Origin of the sequence: Microcoleus sp. S28C3 (assembly GCF_036700785.1) — a bacterium.
Taxonomy (GTDB): Bacteria; Cyanobacteriota; Cyanobacteriia; order Cyanobacteriales; family Microcoleaceae; genus Microcoleus; species Microcoleus asticus.
Map to the genome: position 1 here is coordinate 1 of NZ_JAUBPO010000008.1, position 21,194 is coordinate 21,194.

8 protein-coding genes are annotated in these 21,194 nt (G+C 46.9%); 7 read left to right on the forward strand and 1 reads right to left on the reverse strand.

Annotated features, from left to right (window positions below; genetic code table 11):
* From QUA13_RS04200 to QUA13_RS04220, 5 genes are all read left to right on the forward strand, one after another.
* Positions 1-3,662: ATP-binding protein (locus QUA13_RS04200; RefSeq protein ID WP_333196865.1), on the forward strand; the 3,662-nt coding region annotated here is incomplete at its 5' end.
* Positions 3,663-3,983: 321 nt separating this feature from the next.
* Entirely contained in the window at positions 3,984-9,440 is a 5,457-nt protein-coding gene (locus tag QUA13_RS04205; protein ID WP_333196867.1) for an AAA family ATPase, read from the forward strand.
* Positions 9,441-9,555: 115 nt separating this feature from the next.
* Positions 9,556-11,817, forward strand: coding sequence for a phosphodiester glycosidase family protein (locus QUA13_RS04210; protein ID WP_333196868.1), 2,262 nt, complete (start codon positions 9,556-9,558; stop codon positions 11,815-11,817).
* A 214-nt stretch (positions 11,818-12,031) separates the two neighbouring features.
* Positions 12,032-13,390 (forward strand): serine/threonine-protein kinase, encoded by a 1,359-nt coding sequence (locus QUA13_RS04215; protein WP_333196869.1) that lies wholly within the window; start codon positions 12,032-12,034, stop codon positions 13,388-13,390.
* Positions 13,391-13,422: 32 nt separating this feature from the next.
* Positions 13,423-13,605, forward strand: coding sequence for a hypothetical protein (locus QUA13_RS04220; protein WP_333196870.1), 183 nt, complete (start codon positions 13,423-13,425; stop codon positions 13,603-13,605).
* A gap of 69 nt (positions 13,606-13,674) precedes the next feature.
* On the opposite strand, the gene QUA13_RS04225 is transcribed toward QUA13_RS04220, so the two are convergent.
* Positions 13,675-14,808, reverse strand: a complete 1,134-nt coding sequence (locus QUA13_RS04225; RefSeq protein ID WP_333196872.1) for a succinylglutamate desuccinylase/aspartoacylase family protein — start codon at positions 14,806-14,808, stop codon at positions 13,675-13,677.
* A gap of 250 nt (positions 14,809-15,058) precedes the next feature.
* Between QUA13_RS04225 and QUA13_RS04230 the strand changes: the two genes are divergently transcribed.
* Positions 15,059-17,797: a DEAD/DEAH box helicase gene (locus QUA13_RS04230; protein WP_333196874.1), complete on the forward strand. Its 2,739-nt coding sequence runs from the start codon at positions 15,059-15,061 to the stop codon at positions 17,795-17,797.
* A gap of 292 nt (positions 17,798-18,089) precedes the next feature.
* Positions 18,090-20,837, forward strand: a complete 2,748-nt coding sequence (locus QUA13_RS04235) for a family 10 glycosylhydrolase (protein ID WP_445242677.1) — start codon at positions 18,090-18,092, stop codon at positions 20,835-20,837.
* Positions 20,838-21,194: the final 357 nt, after the last annotated feature.

The following is a 21,194-nucleotide window of genomic DNA, read 5'->3' on the forward strand; positions in this document are numbered from 1 at the left end:
CTCAAATTCGCTCGCTGGCGCTGACTGATGATGTAGTTGAATTTATGGCGCTTCAGTTGCAGAAGTTGCCCGCACCGGCTCAAACAGTGCTGAAACTTGCCGCCTGCATTGGCAACGAGTTTGACTTAGCAACCCTGGCGATCGTTGACGAAAAATCACAAGCAGAGACTGCTTCAAACTTATGGAAAGCATTACAAGAGGGATTGGTTTTACCCACCAGTGAGGTTTATAAGTTTTTTCAGGAAAAGTCTCAATTGAGGGTACAAAATCCTTCTAGCTCGGAGCTTCTCGAATCTGACTCGTGTTCTTACAAATTCTTGCACGATCGCGTCCAGCAAGCAGCTTATTCCCTGATTCCCGACGAGCAAAAACAAATTGCTCACTTAAAAATCGGGCAACTATTACTAACTCATACGTCCGCTGCCGAAACAGAAGAAAAACTGTTTGAGATCGTCAACCAACTAAATATCGGCAAATCCCTGATTGTCGAGCCATCGCAGCAAATAGAACTCGCACAACTCAATCTCAAAGCCGGACAAAAAGCCAGAGCAGCAACGGCCTATACAGCCGCATTTGAGTATTGCACGACAGGCATCGCCTTGTTAGCTGAAGATAGCTGGCAAACCCAGTACGAAATAACCCTAGCCCTCTACGAAGCTGCCACTGAAGCAGCTTACCTCAGCGGCAATTTCGAGCAGATGAAACAATTGGCGGCAGTCATTGCAGAACGCTCTAGAACTCTGTTGGATACGATTAAGGTCTATGAAATTCAAATTCAAGCTGCTCAAGCCCAACATCAATTTCTAGAGGCCGTACAGATTGCCCTCAAGATTGTGGAGGGTCTAGGAACCAGTCTTCCAGAGCAACCCAGTCAATTAGATATTGTAAAGGCATTCGGGGCGACTAAATCCATCTTGGCTGGAAGAAAACCTCTGGACTTAATGACTCTGCCACAGATGAGAGATCCTAACAAGTTAGCAGTTGTACGGATTCTTGCCGCTGTTTCTGCTGCTGCCTTTGTTGTTACTCCAGCGCTGTTACCGTTTATTGTCCTCGAACAGGTCAATTTATCTGTTCTATATGGCAATAGTTCATTTTCTGCAATTGGTTATGCCTACTATGGACTGATACTTTGTGGCATGACAGGAGAGATTGAATTTGGGTATCAGTGTGCAAAACTAGCACTGAAGTTGCTCGAACATTTCAATGCCAAAGAACTGAAATCGAGAGTCTATGTCGGAATTTACTGCAGCGTGTGGCATTGGAAAGAGCCGCTCAAGAACTCCTTAGCGTTTCTCCGGGAAGGCTACGAAGTTGGATTGGAAACGGGAGATTTAGAATCGGCTGCCATTTGCGGATTTATTTACATCTCATACTGTTGGTTTATCGGTAGAGAACTAAGCGATCTCAGCCAAGAGAGCGCTGCTTTCCGAGAGCAACTCAGACTCCTCAACCAAGAAGGGCTTACCAGTCATTTGACGGTTTTTCAGCAAGCAATTTTGAATCTGGTAGGCAATGGTGCCGAACCTTGGCAACTGACTGGAGATGCCTTCGTGCGCCAGGAAATCCTGCCAGTCCTGGAGCGATCGGACCATCTAACTGCGCTGTACTATTTCTATGCCACCGAACTGAATCTGTGTTACCTGTTTGGCAAGTTTGAGTTGGCGGTGGAAGCAGCAATTGCCGCCGAAAATTATATAGGTGGGGCTACAGGCTTATTCATCGTTCCGCTCTGCTACACTTATGATTCTCTAGCCCATCTAGCAATTTATGTTCGGGTTTCGGAGACACAACAGCAATGCATTATGGATCGGGTGGCTAAAAACCAAGAAAAAATGAAAACTTGGGCTGACCACGATCCAGCCAATTACCTGCACAAATTTTATTTAGTAGAAGCCGAACGGTACCGAGTATTAGGGTACAAATCAGAAGCATTGGAATTCTACGATCGCGCGATCGCTGGAGCGACAGAAAACGAATATCTCCAAGAAGTTGCCCTGGCAAATGAATTAGCAGCCAAATTCTGTTTAGAGTGGGGAAAACCCCGCGTTGCTAGAGACTACCTGCACGATGCTTACTATAGCTACGCTCGTTGGGGAGCCGCCGCTAAGGTGAGGGAGCTAGAGCAATCTTATCCTGAACTCTTAGCATTAATTTTGCAATCGGATGAATTACAACTCACATCAGAAATAACGCTCCATGAAACGAATACCTTTACATCCCATACGAGTAACAGATCGTCCACTTCTAGCAGCCGTAACATATCTGCTGTATTAGATATAAAAACTGTTCTCAAAGCTTCCCAAACCCTCTCTAGCGAAATTCATCTAGAGCGATTACTCTCGACGCTGTTGCAAGTGGTCATTGAAAATGCCGGCGCGGACAAATCTGCCTTGTTATTGCTCAAAGGGAACAGATTAATCGTTGAAGCAACTAGCACAGTCGTTTGCTGCTCAACTGTGCTGCTATCAATTCCGCTTGAGGAAAGTCAGGAGCTTCCCATTACGCTAATCCAGAGGGTTAAACGTACCTTACAACCGTTAGTGATTAGTCATGCAATCACTCATTCTTCGCTGATGGCAGATCCTTACATCATCCGCCAGCAGCCCAAGAGCCTGCTGTGTGCGCCGATTCTCCATCAGGGAAAACTGCTAGGCGTACTCTATCTGGAGAACAACCTTGCTATGGGTGCTTTTACCAGCGATCGCGTTGAAATCCTCAATCTCCTCTGTACCCAAGCAGCAATTTCCTTACAGAACGCCCGACTGTATCAGCAATCCCAGGAGTATGCGCAAAAACTAGAGTTTTATCTCAACGATCTCAAACAGATGCAACTGCAACTGGTACAGAATGAGAAGATGTCTGCTCTGGGAAATTTAGTCGCAGGGGTAGCCCACGAAATTAACAATCCCGTAGGCTTTATCGCCGGTAACTTGCAACCGGCTCAAGACTACGTGGGGGATTTGTTCAACTTGATCGAGCTCTATCAAGAAAAATTTCCCAATCCGGGAGTAGAAATTGAAGCAGAAATTGAGGAGATGGACTTGGAGTATGTGCGAGAAGATTTGCCGAAATTGATTAGCTCAATGAACGAGGGAGTCGATCGCATCCGCAATATCAGTACGAGTTTGAGAACGTTTTCGAGGGCAGATAGCGATCGACCCGTTTCTTTCAATATTCACGACGGACTCGAAAGCACTCTGCTGATTCTCAAGCACCGTTTAAAAGCCAGCGAGTTCCGCCCTGCCATTGAAGTGGTGAAAGATTATGGCAACTTGCCCCTAGTAAAATGCTTTCCCGGACAGTTGAACCAGGTATTTATGAATGTACTGGCCAATGCCATTGACGCTTTGGAGGAGTCAAATAAGGGGCGCAGTTTTAGTGAAATTAAAGCCCGACCCAATCAAATTACGATTCAAACTGCTCTGAGCGAATCCAACAATCAGGTTTTGATTCGCATTAAGGATAATGGAGTGGGGATGTCGAACGAAGTCAAGGAAAACATCTTTAACCACTTATTCACAACCAAGTCTGTGGGTCAAGGAACCGGATTAGGATTGTCTATAGCCCACCAAATTGTGGTGGAAAAACATGGAGGTACGTTACTTGTGAATTCCTCCATCGGAGAGGGTTCGGAGTTTGTGATTTCTATTCCGGGGTGAGCAGTTGCTAGTAGGTCTTTATGGCAATTAGCGCAATTAGCGCCGCCTCGCAACTACGAGATTAGCTGATTAAGTTCCTCTGCTATGAACTGCTGTCGTTCAATCAGGGTTCGCGTCGTCATTTTCTACTTAGTTTCAACTGAAGTATCAACAGCTCTTACCTAAAACATTAAGTCTGGTTTTTCAAATCGCTGTTTCATAATTTGCTCTCCAATGTTAAGAAAAATGTAATTTATGAATAGCATGACAGATAGAGCGAAAATAGTAGATATCAACTCTCAGAAGCTTCAGGCTTGACAGAAGTAGTAGGAATACGTAGATATGACTAAGATCGCAAAACTTTTCCTAGGATATCACATTAACGAGCAAATATACGCAGGCAATCGAACTTTAGTTTATCGCGGCATTCGCACGGAAAATGGCCAGCCCGTCGCGATCAAACTGCTGCGAAATGACTTTCCCCGCTTCAACGAACTGGTTCATTTCCGCAACCAGTACATCATTGCTAAAAACTTAGAGATCCCCGGAAGTGTGAAGGCATACAGCTTGGAGACGTACCAGAACCACTATGCTCTGGTGATGGAAGACTTTGGGGGAATTTCCTTAAGTAGCTACCTGGCTAATTTAGCATCCGCTAGCAACGAACCTCTAGAAGGCTTGCCCGTTAACGAATTTCTGCCCGTGGCGATTCAAATTGCCAACGCCCTTGACGGACTTTATCGCCACCGAGTCATTCATAAAGACCTCAAACCCGCCAACATTCTGATTAACCCAGTCAGCAAAGAAGTCAAGCTGATTGACTTCAGCATCGCTTCGCTGCTGCCTCGCGAAACCCAAGAAATTCAAAATCCTAACGTCCTCGAAGGCACCTTACCTTACATATCTCCCGAACAAACTGGGCGAATGAACCGAGGCATTGATTACCGCACAGATTTCTACTCGCTAGGAGTAACATTCTACGAATTACTAACAGGAAAGTTACCGTTCCAAACAGACGATCCAATGGATTTGGTACACTGCCACCTTGCCAAACAGCCAGTGGCAGCCTCAAGAGTTAACAATAGCGTTCCATTGGTGCTGTCTGAGATTGTCAGCAAACTGATGGCGAAGAATGCTGAAGGTCGCTATCAAAGCGCGCTGGGACTCAAGTACGACTTAGAAACTTGCTTATCCCAGTGGCAAGAGACAGGGGCGCTGGCTAACTTTAAAATAGGGCAGCGAGATTTGTGCGATCGCTTCATCATCCCCGAAAAATTATACGGTCGGGAAAGCGAAGTATTCTCCCTGCTAGCGGCGTTTGACCGCGTGAGTGCAGGTAGCGCCGAAATGATGCTCGTTGCAGGTTTTTCCGGCATTGGTAAAACCGCTGTTGTTAACGAAGTTCACAAACCCATAGTTCGGCAGCGCGGCTACTTTATTAAAGGCAAATTTGACCAATTCCAACGCAACCTTCCCTTTAGTGCGTTTGTCCAAGCTTTTCGCGATTTAATGGTACAATTGCTATCGGAAACCGATGCTAAAGTTGAACAATGCAGGTTAGAAATATTGGCAGCTTTGGGCGATAGCGCTGGGGCGATAATTGAAGTCATTCCCGAACTCGAACGTATTATCGGGCCGCAACCGCCAGTCCCAGAACTTTCTGGCAGTGCCGCTCAAAATCGCTTTAATTTGTTGTTTGAAAAGTTTATTAAAGTCTTCACAACAAAAGAACATCCCTTAGTAATTTTCTTGGACGATTTGCAATGGGCAGACTCAGCATCGTTAAAATTAATTCAACTGCTGATGAGTGCTACAGAACACCGCTATCTCTTATTAATTGGAGCTTATCGGGATAACGAAGTATTTCCAGCGCATCCATTGATGCTGACTTTATCAGAGATTCAAAAAACTGAAGCTAAGGTAAATACTATTACCTTAGCTCCTCTCGATCGAGCCGACGTAAATAGTTTAGTTGCCGATACTCTAGCTTGTTCTACAGCCTTGGCTCTGCCTTTGACCGAACTCGTTTATCAGAAAACTCTAGGCAATCCATTTTTCAGCACACAATTCCTCAAATCTTTGCATGAAGATGGGCTAATTGAATTTAATTGTGAAGCTCGGTATTGGCAGTGCGATATTTCTAGAGTGCGCACCTTGGCACTAACGGATGATGTAGTAGAATTCATGGCACTTCAGTTGCGAAAGTTGCCACTTCAAACACAGTCCGTTTTAAAGTTAGCTGCTTGTATTGGCAATCAGTTCGATTTGGCGACCTTAGCAATTGTTGATGAAAATTCGCCAGTAGAAACCGCATCCGCTTTATGGAAGGCGCTGCAAGAAGGGCTAATTTTACCCATTAGTGAAATTTATAAGTTTTATCAAGCAGAGGGGAATAGCGAATCTGTAATCGGGAATGGTCAGGAATTTGACCACTTATCAATTACCCACGACCAATTACCCAAATACAAGTTTTTACACGATCGCGTTCAACAAGCTGCCTATTCCCTAATTCCCGATGACCAAAAACAGGCGACTCATTACCAAATCGGACAACTGCTGCTGCAACAGATTTCCGCAGAAGCAAGAGAAGACCGTATTTTTGAAATCGTCAATCAATTAAATCACGGAACTGCTTTAATTACCCAACCAACTCAACGAGAAGAATTAGCCCAACTCAATTTAATTGCCTGTCGCAAAGCTAAAACTTCAACCGCCTATCAAGCAGCGCATGAATATGCGACAGTGGGATTGTCTCTTTTGGGAAAAAACACTTGGCAGCAGCAGTATGAAATGACCCTCGCCTTATATGAATTAGCTGCGGAAGTAGCAATGCTAAACGGTAACTTTGAGGCGATGGAACAGTTCATTGATATTGTCATTCAACAGGCACGCTCGTTACCTGAAAAAGTCAATGTTTACTGCATTAGAATTCAATCTCATATTTCCCAAAGTAAACTGACATCAGCGATCGCGATCGCCCAACCAGTCTTACAACAGCTTGGCATAACCTTTCCTGAAACACCGACACCATCAGATATTCAACAGGAAATCCAAGAGATTGAGGAACTAATTGGAGATCGGGAAATCGCTGATTTGGTTCACTTGCCTGAAATGACAGATGCAGAAAAACTCGGTACTCTTAAAATTATCAATATCATTATCCCAGCCGCTTACCTCACTGGCTCTGCGCTGTACCCATTGCTGAATAGTTTGTCCGTTAAACTATCAATTCAGTACGGTAACACATCGACTTCTGCTTTAGGCTATGCAACCTATGGCAATATTCTCTGCAATTTCTTACAAATAGATACAGGATCGCAGTTTGGTTCCCTGGCACTCCAGGTTATTTCAAAACTCGATGCCAAAGCAAGTAAAACAGATGTTTTGATGATTTTGGGGATATTTATTGTACACCGCAAATCTCACATTAAAGAAACACTACCCCTCTTGCAAGAGGGTTACACCAGCGCCCTAGAATTTGGAAATCTGGTACTTGCTGGATATAATGGGCACACTTTTTGTCTCAATTCTTTTTGGTGCAGTCAACCCCTGGCTACCTTAGAGCAGGATATTTGCGCCTACTGCCATAGTTTGATGCAATTAAATCAATTGACAACCGCAAATTATTGCCGGATCTATTGGCAACCTGTTTTAAATCTGCTAGGTCTTGCAGAACATACCACCCTTTTGTCTGGAAAAGCCCTTGAAGAAACAGAATTTCTCCAGCAGCTACAGTCTGCCAAAGATGGATATGGATTGTATATTTTCCATTTGTATAAACTAATGCTTTGTTTCTTGTTTGGAGAAATAGAGCTAGCGAAAAATCATGCTATTGAAGTCAGGCGCTATTTTATGGCTGGTGCGGGATTAGTCACCGAACCAGTATTTTATCTTTATGATTCTCTGTTAACTTTGGCACAATTAAATCCACAGTTAGATGAAGCATCAGAAGCATTGCAGGGTGTCATAGAAAACCAAACAAAGTTACAGCAATGGGCGTATCATGCACCCATGAATTATCAACATAAGGTTGATTTGGTAGAGGCGGAAAAATGTCGAGTGTTAGGACAAAAAGTCAAAGCAACTGAGTTTTACGACAAGGCGATTTCTCTTGCCAAAGCCAACGAATATATGCAAGAAGAAGCACTTGCTAACGAACTGGCAGCAAAGTTCTACCTAGATTGGGGCAAAGAGCGCATAGCTGGGGAATACATGACCCAAGCCTACTATGCTTACGCTCGTTGGGGTGCAAAAGCCAAAGTCGCTGACTTAGAAGCTCGCTATCCTCAACTACTTACACCTATATTAGAGCCAACCCGTTCTCATCTCTCCGCTCACGAACTTCTCTTGACATTGGGTAGTGTCACCTCCACCAGTTCGGCCACATCCAGTAGTAGTGTTTCTGTGGCTTTAGATTTAGCTACTATTCTCAAAGCTTCCCAAGCAATATCCCGTGAAATAGACCTCAAAAAACTACTGACATCGTTGCTTTCGATCGCGATCGAAAATGCAGGAGCCGATAAGTGCGTGTTAATGCTCTTGCAAGACGATCGACTGTTAATTAAAGGGTCGATTACTCTGGGGACAGATCCCGTCGTGTTGCAACAGCTTCCCATTGAAAACAGTCAGGATATTCCCTTAAAGCTAATCTACAAAGTCAAGCATAACCAGCAGACTACTGTGCTAATTGATTTGAGTGCCGAGCCGACTTTAGCTAACGATCCATATATCATTAATCAGCAACCCAAGAGTATTTTGTGTAACCCGATTTTGCATCAAGGTAAGTTAATAGGCATTTTATATCTAGAAAATAATTTAACAACGGGAGCATTCACGAGCGATCGCGTCACCATCCTCAACATCCTGTGCTCGCAAGCTGCAATTTCCCTACAGAACGCCCGACTGTATCAGCAATCCCAGGAATATGCCCAAAAACTAGAGCTTTATCTTCACGATCTCAAACAGATGCAGTTGCAATTGGTGCAGGGCGAGAAGATGTCTGCACTCGGAAATTTAGTCGCAGGGGTAGCCCACGAAATTAACAATCCCGTAGGTTTTATTGCCGGCAACTTACAGCCAGCTCAAGAATATGTACAAGATTTGTTCGAGCTAATCGATGTATATCAAGATAGTTTTCCCAAGCCAGGAGCTAAAGTTGAAGAAAAAATTGAGGATATAGACTTGGAGTATTTGCGAGAAGATTTGCCGAAATTGATTGGCTCGATGCAGGAGGGAGTCGATCGCATCCGCAATATCAGTACGAGTTTGAGAACGTTTTCGAGGGCAGATAGCGATCGACCAATTGCTTTCAATATTCACGACGGACTCGAAAGCACTTTGCTGATTCTCAAGCACCGTTTAAAAGCCAGCGAGTTCCGCCCTGCCATTGAAGTTGTGAAAGACTATGGTAACTTGCCCCTAGTGAAATGCTTTGCCGGACAGTTGAACCAGGTATTTATGAACGTACTGGCCAATGCCATTGACGCTTTGGAGGAGTCAAATAAGGAGCGGAGTTTTAGTGAAATTAAAGCCCTACCCAACCAAATTACGGTTCAAACTGCTTTGAGCGAATCCAACAATCAGGTTTTGATTCGGATTAAGGATAATGGAGTGGGGATGTCGAACGAAATCAAGGAAAACATCTTTAACCACTTATTCACAACCAAGTCGGTGGGTCAAGGAACCGGATTAGGATTGTCTATAGCCCGCCAAATTGTGGTGGAAAAACATGGAGGTACGTTACTCGTGAATTCCTCCCTCAGACAGGGTTCGGAGTTTGTGATTTGTATTCCGGGGTGAGCAGTTGCTAGTAGGTCTTTAGGGCAATTAGCGCCGCTTAGTAAAAAGAAACATACGGATATTCCGGGTTTCTATATCCCCATGCGTTTAGGAATGAAATTGTGAGTTGTAAGCTGTGAAACGTAATTTTTCCTATTGGCGTCCAATATTGTCAGCCTCGATTTTACCCGTACTGGCGATCGCCCCGTCTTTGCTCTGGAATCAACCCGGAATAGCACAAGAGGGGGAGAGGGCTGGGTTGATTGATGCTTCGAGAGCCAGCCAGGAAATGAATTCCCTGGCTGATAGCGAAAGTCGGTTAAAACTGAGATGTTGCAGCATTGTCAATAAGCCTTTTATGAACGGGCAAGATGCCCGTTCCACAAGAAAATCTACTCTTCGCTTCACAGGCATCTTGCCTGTTCTTGAGAATGGTGCAACATCTCAGTTAAAACCGACTGAAATATTGAGCGATACTTCTGTTGAGAAAACTTCAGCTATGAGACAGGGGTTTCAACCCCTGTCGGACTATAGGCTTTTGGCTCAATCTGTACCGCCCTCTTCGATAATTAGACAAGGCAGCCAAGTGTCTCTAAACGGCCGCATTTTTCCCCTAGCTTGGACTCAGCAGGCGGAAAACAGCACTTCTGCGGATTTCCGAACTTGGATTGCTGATGTTGGATTGATGCAAAGTGCGGGAGTGGATTTGCTCAGCAGCGCCGACAGTGCCAAACAACCGGTGCAGTGGTTTTCGGTATCTTTAACTGACGCTCAAAGCTTAGCAGCGCGGGCAACGGGGTCGTATCGTTACTTAGATGTTACCGATTTTGCTAGACTTGCGGGCTGGCAGATATCTGTTGATGGGAATATTCTAAAAATTACATCTCAAACTGCAAGTGTTACCGGAATTGAGCAAGCAGAAAAAGAATGGGGCGATCGCATTGTTGTAGATCTCGATCGACCGACTCCGTGGCAAGTCAACTTTGTCGATAAACCAAGCCCGTCGCCGACACCCGCGCCCAACCCCCCCGACGACCCCACAAAGCCCGCTATCCCACTGCCAAACATCCGCACAGGGCCAAACCTCGAAACACCAGACGACCCGACCAAACCCGCCCTGCCGCTGCAAATAACGCCCGCAGCGCCGATCGCCGGTCAAGAATGGTCGATCGCGATCGATGCCAAAGTCGCACCCGCCTTACTTCAGAACACTTTTCAAACCAGCAAACAATTGCTATCACTAAAAGTCGAACCTGCAGGCGATCAAACCCGAGTCAAAGTGACGATTCCTTTAGGTTGGCGGCCGCAAGTTTTCAGCCTGGGAAATCCGAATCGATTAGTTATCGATATTCGACCAGATTCCTTAGTAGAAAAAAACATTCTTTGGGCGCCGGGTGTGCAGTGGCGGCAGCAGTATCAAAATTTAGGAACGGCTCGTTTTCCGGTAGTTTGGTTAGAAGTTAATCCCCGTCAAGCTGGTGTGAAAATTAGACCAATTCTCAGCAATCCGCCTGCCGTTCAAGGGACTGCACCTTTATTGCAAACAGCAGAAGTGTCGGGTGCGGCTGCGGCGATTAACGCAGGGTTTTTCAATCGGATAAATCGATTAGCTTTAGGGGCAATTCGGCGGGACAATAAATGGCTTTCCGGGCCGATTTTGAACCGGGGGGCGATCGCCTGGAACGATCGGGGAGAATTTGCGATCGATCGTTTAACTTTGCAAGAAACTGTAATAACTCCGGCAAATCTACCTTTGCCTGTTTCTCATCTCAATAGTGCCTACGTACAACCGGGAATCGGTCGCTACAATTCTGATTGGGGAACAACTTATACTCCGTTGTCTGGCAATGAAATAGTTGTGACAGTTGCGGGCGATAGAGTTGTCAGCCAATCCCCCGGAGGTGCGGCGGGAACAACAACTTTTCCCATTCCAGCTAACGGTTATATTTTGGTTTTACGTTCCGACTTTTTCCCTGCATCTGAACTATCCACCGGCACTTTATTGCGTTTAGAAACTAACACTTTTCCTGCTGATTTCAACCGTTTTCCGTACATTCTCGGCGGCGGACCGGTGCTGGTACAAAACAGTCAAGTTGTGCTGGATGCTAAGGCGGAAGGGTTTAGCGATGCGTATGTTAGACAGACAGCAATTAGAAGTGCGATCGGGCGAACTGCGGCAGGGAATTTGCTGATTGTAGCGGTTCACAATCGCGCGGGCGGGGCGGGGTCAAATTTCGCTGAACTGGCGCAGATATTGCAGCAAATGGGTGCTGTAGAAGCTTTAAATTTGGATGGGGGAAGTTCGACAAGTTTGTATTTGGGAGGTAGTTTGCTCGATCGACCTCCGTCAACGGCTGCGAGAGTTCATAATGCGATCGGTATTTTCATTCAACCATAAACCGTCACGTTAAATTGTAAGGTGCGTCAGTGTGCGTTATCTTCTCAAAAATAGAAAATCTCCGCACTGACGCACCTTACAAACTCTTGTCCTCCCCTTATTAAGGGAGGCTAGGGGCGATCGAGAAGACTGTAGAAAGAAGACAATACTCAACAAAATTCCCCCATCTCAGCTATAATCAAAACCATCCTCTCCACATCCTCACATACCCATCATGAGGCACTGGTCGCCCGGACAACAACTGCACCAAGGCAAATACCTAATAGAAGCCATCCTCGGCAACGGCGGATTCGGTGTCACCTACCGCGCTCAAAACCGCAAAGAAGGCAAATTAGTCGCCATCAAAACTCTAAATGCCAACGTTCAAGGTAAGCCAAACTTTCAGGAATTACAAACCAAATTTCTCAACGAAGCTTTATCTTTAGCCAAGTGCAGCCATCCCCACGTCGTCCAAGTTTACGAAGTGTTTTCCCAAATGGTGGGCAATATCGAATTGTGGTGCATGGTGATGGAATTAATCGACGGCACTAATTTAGCAGAATATCTCGAAGATAACGGCATTTTGTCGGAAGCGAAAGCTTTGCCAATTATTCAGTCAGTCGGAAACGCCCTGAGTTTTGTGCACCAGCAAAACCTGATTCACCGCGATGTTAAACCGCTAAATATTATGCTGAGACGGCGGGGTTTAGAAGCAGTTTTGATTGATTTTGGGTTGGCGCGGGAATTGACAGTACCGGGAAAGTTGAGAAGTAGTAGCGTTTTTGGCACTGAGTGTTTTGCCCCCATCGAACAGTATGAAAGACGGGCAGCAAAAGGCCCTTATACAGATGTTTATTCCTTGGCTGTGACTCTTTACGTGATGCTGACAGGTGAGTTACCTTGTCCGTCCATATACAGAAAGCCAATTGACGGTTTAACTCCGCCAAAGCAATTCAATTCTGAGATTAGCGACAGGGTGAATGCGGCGATTATGAAAGGGATGGAGTTAGAACCGCAAAATCGCCCGCAGTCGGTGCAGGAATGGTTGGATTTAGTGATGCCTAAAAATGCTGCTAATTTAGTGATGCCTACAAAGGCTGCTAATGAGGTACAATTGGTTTCTGCGGTGGGAATGGATTATGTAAGGTTGCGTTATTTATTAGCAGCAGGAAGATGGAAAGAGGCGGATGAGGAAACAGCGAGAGTGATGTTGAAGGTGTCTGGTAGGGAGAATGAAAGATCGCTGGATAGAGAAAGTATTGAAAAATTCCCCTGCGATGACTTGCGAACCATTGACCAACTTTGGGTAAAATACAGTAATGGACGCTTCGGCTTTTCGGTGCAGAAGCGCATCTATCAAAGTATGGGGGGAACCCAGGAATCTGTTCCTAGAATTGTGGAAGAATTTGGCGATCGTGTCGGTTGGAGACAAAACAAGAAATTGTGTGACTACAACGACCTCACTTTTTCCGAGAAAGCACCAGAAGCTCATCTCCCCGTGAGGGGAAGGGGTGGGCTTTTGTGTGGTGTTGTGCCTCTTCTCTCGCACCGAGACTTGTGGACTGTAACATCTAAAGGTTTCACGGTTTCATAAAGATTTATAGCCGAGTCCAAAACCACGAAACCATGCCCGGTCAAGACCAGTTTTTGGCGGTTTTACAAAATGATGGGGTTCCTGTGGACGATCGCACTTCTGCCATTCCCAAGCAGCTAGCCACAGTTATCGATCGCGCTTTAATTGACAATCATGAAATTTATTATAAAAGTGCAGCGGAATTTAAACAAGCCCTATTCAATATTATATCGTAAATTATGGTTCGACTAGCAATAGGTTTTCAGAAACCCGGTTTATTCAAGAAACCGGGTTTCTTGGTATTCTCAATCTGCCATCACAGACAACACATACTCTCCTTGATTTACTGACTGATTTGTCGAAACATCAAAAATGAAAACATCCGACTCAGCACAAACATCAACCAAACTCGGAAATTCCCCATTCTTATTAAAGCTGAGAATTTGATAAAGCCGATCGCCCTTTTTGACATAACTCCCCAATTGCACTCGATTTTGAATCATTCCGCCCGCCGGCGCGTAGTATTTGTTCACCGAATTTTTGGGGGTGAAAATAACTTGATGATTCGCAGTTTCCGGGAGAGGAAATCCATCGATTTTCAATAAACCCTTACTTGCTAAGTAATTTTTGATGCCCCGCAAGCCATTCGCCACCGACTGGGGATTCATTTCCATCCCCGAACCTAATTCTAAAGTCCAAGCTTCCACGTCAAATTTGAGTGCACTTCCCAATTCTGCCAAAACCTTCTCCAAAGCCAGCCAAGGCTTGATAAACGCCTCGTCAAAAGCATCGCCATCGTACTCGTCAAACAAGATTGTGCGATCGAGCAAAAAAGCTTTTGCACTGTCCTGGCGGGAATTAAAACAGTAAAGGTAATCTAAACTTTGATTCGTAGAACTGTGCAAGTCCAGCACATAGTCAGCATCCAAACACAAAGATTGTAGCTGATATCGGTAAAGTTCGCTGTAGGGACGGCAACTAGGGGCGTTAATTTTTGCCAACTCTTTGGCAAAACTCAAAGCAATCGCTTTTCTGTAATTAACTTTAACACTATCGGCATCGAGATGAATGTGAGAATTAGCAAAACCCAGAATATCTTCCCCTTGTTTTTCAAAATCCCAGAAAATTCGGTTCCAATTTACCCCATCATAAAGATTGTACCGACCAGGGGAAAAATGGTGCGATCGCTGACTGACACCCACAGGATTGCAAAGAGGAACTAGCCAAATTTCGCCGCTTAACTGGCTGCTGTCCAAAGACCTTAAAAACTCAATTAATTGGTAAATCACCGCATTACCGCTAATCTCAGCACCGTGGAGGTTAGATTGGAGATAAGCTTTTTTGCCGGGAATCGCACCTTGGAACTGATAGACTTGCAATGAAAGCCGATCGCCCGAAGCAAGCTGCACCACAGGAATAGTCGAAATAACTGGAATCATAGAGAAGGAAGAGGGAAGAGGGAAGAAGGAAGAGGGAAGAGGGAAGAGGGAAAAAGGAAGAGAGAAGAAGGAAGAGGGAAGAAGGCAAAAATTTTTTCTTGATTATGCCAACTGCCAACTGCCAACTGCCAACAGACTTATTCCTTCATAGCCGATTTGCTGACGAAGGTCTAAAATCAATACAGTCTTCTGCTGACTTGCTTTCAGCAAGATTTAAGCATACTTACCCTGAAACCTTATAATAATCCTTGTGCCAGACACTGCCCAGAACCGCCCAGAGCTGGATCTGAAGACCATATTTCCCTTCGAGCTAGATAACTTTCAGAGAGAGGCGATCGCCGCCCTCGATGCAGGTAAATCCGTTGTCGTGTGCGCTCCCACAGGCTCTGGGAAAACGTTAATCGGGGAATACGCCATCCATCAAGCACTCTCCAGGAGGCGGCGCGTCTTCTACACCACTCCCCTCAAAGCTCTCTCCAACCAAAAGCTGCGCGACTTCCGCAATCAATTTGGAGACAACAACGTAGGTTTGCTGACGGGCGACATCTCTGTCAATCGAGATGCGCCGATTTTGGTGATGACTACCGAAATATTTCGGAATATGCTCTACGGTACGCCGATCGGAGAAGTCGGTACTTCCCTCACCGGAGTCGAAACCGTGGTGCTCGACGAGTGTCACTACATGAACGATCGCCAGCGCGGTACCGTCTGGGAAGAATCCATCATCTACTGTTCGAGCGAAATTCAACTGCTCGCCCTCTCAGCAACCGTTGCCAATAGCGAGCAACTCACAGACTGGATTAACAAAGTCCACGGGCCCACAGAGCTCGTCTACTCAGACTTTCGGCCAGTGCCGCTGCAATTCCACTTCGCCAACCAAAAAGGGATATTTCCCCTGTTAGACGAGACTGGCAAAAGAGCGAATATCCGGTTAGTCCCCAAAAAGAAGCAGCAAAAAGTAGAAAGAGGCAGCATCCCCACTCCGAGTTTGACCGATGTTTTGGCCCGGTTGGACGATCGAGATATGCTACCAGCAATTTACTTCATCTTCAGCCGTCGCGGGTGCGACCAAGCAGTCGCAGAAGTCGGCAATTTCTCCCTGGTTAACGAAGCCGAAACAGCCGAACTCAAACGCATCATTGACGATTTTTTACAGCGAAACCCAGAAGCAGAACGCTTCGGTCAAAAAGAAGCACTTTTAAAAGGCATCGCCGCCCACCACGCAGGCATTTTGCCCGCTTGGAAAGGCTTAGTAGAAGAACTCTTTGGCAGAGGTTTGATTAAAGTCGTATTTGCCACCGAAACCCTAGCAGCCGGGATTAATATGCCCGCCCGCACCACAGTCATTTCCACCCTGTCCAAGCGCACCGACAAGGGACACCGACTGCTCAACGCTTCAGAATTCCTGCAAATGGCCGGTCGGGCGGGTCGGCGGGGCATGGACAAGCTGGGGCACGTCGTCGCAGTTCAGACGCGCTTTGAAGGCGCAAAAGAAGCCTCGTATTTGGCAACAGCCAAAGCCGACCCCCTCGCCAGTCAGTTTACTCCCAGCTACGGCATGGTGCTGAATTTGCTGCAAACTCACACTCTCGACGAAGCTCAAGAGTTGGTAGAGCGGAGTTTCGGTCAATACCTATCTACCTTGTACTTGCAGCCGCAGCAAGAAGAATTAGACCGATTGCAAACAGAATTGGAGGTGCTGGAAGAGTCCCTGGCGGCCGGAGGAAATGTCTCCACCCTGGAAAAACACCTCGCCCATTACGAAAAATTGCAGGGAAGACTCAAAGAAGATAAACGTTTGCTGAAAACTTTATTGCAGCAAGCTGAAGAAGCCAGATTTAAGGAAATGTCCGTAGCTGTGGCTTTTGCAGTGCTCGGCACTGTTATGAGTCTCAAAGGCAAGCACGTTCCGACAGCCAAACGATCGCACACAAATCCTGTACCCGCCGTATTGGTTGCCAAAATCCCAGGTTCCGGCCAAGCACCAAATTTGGTGTGCTTGGGCAAAGATAACCGCTGGTATGTCGTCGCCATTAGCGATGTCGCTACCCTGCACGCCGAATTACCCCGCTTGACCGTTGCAGATACCTTGAACCCGCCGTCGGAAATGCCCCTGAGACTCGGCCAGTGCCGCTTGGCAAATGAAGAAACTGCTTCAATTGCTGCATCGATCCCAGAATTGCCGACACCGGAACCGAGCCCAGAGGCTATCGAGCAACAGCAGAAAATCGCAGCCCTAGAAGCTCAGCTAGAAATTCACCCGGTTCTAGAATGGGGCAATCCTGGTACTTTGCTCAAACGCCAGCGCCGCCGGGAAGAATTGAAAAAAGAAATCCGCAAAAGCGAACAAGAGTTAGAAAAGCAGCGAGCTCGCTACTGGGAGCAATTTCTCAACTTAATCGACATCTTGCTGAATTTCGGCTGCTTGGAAAAAGTAGTTTCGGCAACTGGAAACCGAGATGAATCCTCCGACAGGTTGGTGCCCACAATCTTGGGCCAAGCTTGCGCCGCCATTCGGGGCGATAACGAACTGTGGCTGGGTTTGTCGCTGATGTCTGCGGAGTTTGACGAACTCGACCCCCACCACCTCGCTGCTGCTTGCGCGGCCTTAGTTACAGAAGTTTCCAGGCCGGACAGTTGGACTCACTACTCGCTGTCGCCGGAAGTTTTGGCACCTTTGGACAATCTGCAAAAAGGCCTGCGCCGCCGATTATTTCAAGTTCAGTACCGTCATGAAGCTGTAATCCCGATTTGGCTGGAACGGGATTTAGTGACTTTGGTCGAGCAGTGGGCTCTGGGCGTTGAATGGCTGGAACTGATTAGCCATACGAGTTTGGATGAAGGGGATGTCGTGCGGATTTTGCGCCGGACTTTGGATTTCTTGTCTCAGATTCCTCATGTTCCTCATGTTTCGGATTCTTTGCGGAGGAATGCTTGTCGGGCGATGCAGTTAATCGATCGATTCCCGGTGAATGAAGCTGCCACTTAGAAAATTGTTGACAGTTGACTGTTGACAGTTGGCTGTTGACAGTTGGCTGTAAGCTGTCCGGCATCTAAATTGTATTTGGGGTTTTTCAATCCAAATGGACGCAGATTTTAATCGAGAATCTAAAATCCAAAATCTAAAATCGATCTATCGCACTTTTTCCTGATTCAGGTTGCAGGACAGGATAGAAAATTGTATGGTGCGGATCGAAAGCTCTTAATTGTTATTGAATTTTTATTTAGCGGTGTGGTGAGTAATTCTCATATTTATGCAACAAATCAATAAGCCTCATCAAATGCCTGATGCCTGCTCCCAGGTTCAAAAAATTCGCTTTTTCACTTTCTTGCAAAGAGTCTTAATTGGAACTCTAGCGAGTACATTACTCAATCTCTTCATCCTATTTCCCTCTCCGAGTTTCGCAGAAGTAGTTCTGGGCGTTGTTCGCAGTTCCGAGAATTCTCCCGACTGGGTGAAGATTACCACGCGCCTCTGGGAAAGCGGCATTGCTTACAAACCAATCAATCTCGAAGAAATCAAAAATGCGGCGGATTTAGCAGGCGTTAACGTGCTGTTTTTGCCCAACATTGAAACTTTGACTCCGGCACAAATTAAAGTTTTAGAAGCTTGGGCCTCCCAGGGCGGCCGCTTGATTGCTTCAGGCCCCGTCGGCCGCAGTTCCCCGGCCTTGGTGCGCCAATCTTTGCGATCGCTCCTCGGGGCCTATTGGGCTTTTCCGTTAACCCAACCGGCGACGCCACAAGCGCGCAGCCGCTGTCGAGATATTGCTTGCACTACTTCTAGCAATTGGGTGCCGACTGAACAACAAAATGCCTCAGTCCTAGGCGGTGTCTTGATTCCTGCCGACGCAAACAGTCAAACTGTCGCTACTTGGAAAGATAGTTCCGGTTCCTCCGCAGCCATCGCCACCGATCGCGCTACCTATCTCGGCTGGCGCTGGGGTAGCGACGGTTCGGCAAATGTAGATAAGGCTTGGCTGCAAGCCTCGATCGCCCGCTGGGGAGGCACAATCGCTTCGCAGCCTGTAGCGCCGCCCACTGCTGCCGCGACCCCACTACCAAATCCCCCCTCCAGAGTCACTAGAAACACGCCTGGTTCGCCGCGTACTACCCCGCTGAGCCGACTTTCTCCCTCTCCTTCTCCCGCGCTTCCCGATCCAGTACCTGCAACTTTTACAGACCCTTCGGATCAGTCTGCGCCGGCGGGTTTGGACGTGCAGGCAAATTCCAATAAGCCGATCGTCAGCATTGAAGCGTACTTGATGCGCCAAGAACTCACCAACCTCCTCGGCAGGTTTGAAAGCGCCCTGACAGCAGCTAATTCAGGTAATACGCCTGTTAATCTCAATGCTGCTACCCCCCCTCAACTGGTGGCTGCAAGCAGCAGTGCCGGCGGCCCGGCAGCCAGCCGGCCGCCTGTTCTGCAAGGGGCAACGGCGCGGGCGATCGCGAGCGCGCGGCAGGTTTTGCAAACTTTTGACCAACTCCTGCAAGAGCAAAACTACGCGGAGGCTCGATCGCAGTGGGTGGCAGCGCGACAGTTGCTGTGGCAAAATTACCCGAAGGAAGGGCAGCGCGTTGGGGCGGAAATTCGCGCGGTTTGGCTCGATCGGGGTACGATCGTCGCAGCGCGATCGGAACAGGGTTTAGCGGCAGTGTTCGATCGGCTCGCCGCCGCCGGTATCAATACCGTTTTCTTTGAAACTTTGAATGCCGGATATACAATTTATCCCAGTCAAGTTGCACCGCAACAAAACCCCCTCACAGTTGGCTGGGACCCGCTGGAATCTGCGGTTAAATTAGCCCACGAGCGAGGCATGGAACTGCACGCTTGGGTTTGGATTTTTGCCACAGGAAATAAGCGCCACAATACTTTAATTGGCAAGCCTAGTGCTTATCCTGGACCGGTACTTTCCGCTCATCCAGATTGGGCAAACATTGACAATAAAGGACGCACGCAACATCCTAACGATGGTAAATTTTATCTCGATCCGGCGAACCAGGAAGCGCGCAGTTATTTGCTGCGAATTGTCAGCGAAATTGCCAACAACTACAAAGTAGATGGGGTGCAATTAGACTATATCCGCTATCCTTTTCAAGATGACAATGCGGGTTTTACCTACGGTTACGGTATTGCGGCGAGGCAGCAATTCAAGCAGTTGACTGGTGCAGATCCGGTGAATATTTCGCCTAGTTCCGGCAATTTGTGGCGGCAGTGGGTTGAGTTTAAAACTAATCAAATTAATACTTTTGTAGCTGAAGTTTCTCAGCTTTTGAGGCAGAATTCTCCGCGCACTATTCTGTCGGTGGCGGTGTTTCCTCACCCGGAAAGTCAGCGGATTTACAAAATTCAGCAAAATTGGGAAGTTTGGGCTCGTCAGGGAATTGTAGATTTGATTGTGCCGATGACTTATGCTTTGGATACGAACCGACTTCAGCGCATCACCGAACCGCTGGTAAAGGAACAAATTCTGGGTTCGGCTTTGATTTCTCCGTCGGTTAAATTGTTGACTCTCCCGGAAGTTGTGGCGATCGACCAAATTCAAGCTTTGCGCGATTTGCCGACAGGGGGCTATGCTATTTTTGCGGTGGAAAGTATCAGCAGCGGGATGCAAGGCTTTTTTAACCGCACTCAAGGCCGGCCAGTGCGTTCCACTTCTGCTGCGGAACCGATTCCTTACCGGCAGCCGTTTGCGGCGGCGGCTTCGCGGTATACTGCTCTCAAGCAGGAATGGAGTTTTTTGTTGGCTAACAATCAGTTGCGGGTGTCGGAATCTGAACTGAAAGTTTTGCAAAGTCGATCGGACGAATTGGCGCAAGCTTTGAGCAAATTGGCGGCAAATCCTTCTAGGGAAAGTTTAGCAACTGCTAAAAGATTGTTGGCGAGTTTTCAATCTCAATTTCAATCTTCGATGCGCTTGCATTCTGGGGAGAATAGCTATCAGGTGCAAACTTGGCAAAATCGTTTGGAGAGTTTGGATATGCTGTTGCGTTACGGCGAAAGGGTGGAGTTGAATCGCAGGTAATTGCAGGTTTTTGGTTTTTGGGGTGCGCGGCTGTGGATAGGGCGATCGTACCGCATCACCTGCATCGGTAGTGGCCCAAAAACTCTCCGCGAAAATACGCTATAGTTATTTAAAATTCATACCCTGTCTGTTAAAAGTAAGGTGCGATACCCGCCCTTGACTCATAGTAATCTCTATTGCCTCCAATAAGTAGGCGGTGGACATCTACAGCACTTTTCGGGTAATTGCTGTATCATATCAATTCCGGTAACATCGGAATTAATATTACCCGAAATCAGGACACGGCAGTGCCGTGTCCCTACAATTCATCTGGCGTAGGGACACGGCACTGCCGTGTCCTCTATATCATTCCGGCGC

Excerpts from the sequence above, each read along its gene's own strand:
- QUA13_RS04205 (WP_333196867.1), top strand. The coding sequence starts at position 3,984 with ATGACTAAGATCGCAAAACTTTTCCTAGGATATCACATTAACGAGCAA.
- QUA13_RS04215 (WP_333196869.1), top strand. The coding sequence starts at position 12,032 with ATGAGGCACTGGTCGCCCGGACAACAACTGCACCAAGGCAAATACCTA.
- QUA13_RS04220 (WP_333196870.1), top strand. The coding sequence starts at position 13,423 with ATGCCCGGTCAAGACCAGTTTTTGGCGGTTTTACAAAATGATGGGGTT.
- QUA13_RS04225 (WP_333196872.1), bottom strand. The coding sequence starts at position 14,808 with ATGATTCCAGTTATTTCGACTATTCCTGTGGTGCAGCTTGCTTCGGGC.
- QUA13_RS04235 (WP_445242677.1), top strand. The coding sequence starts at position 18,090 with ATGCCTGATGCCTGCTCCCAGGTTCAAAAAATTCGCTTTTTCACTTTC.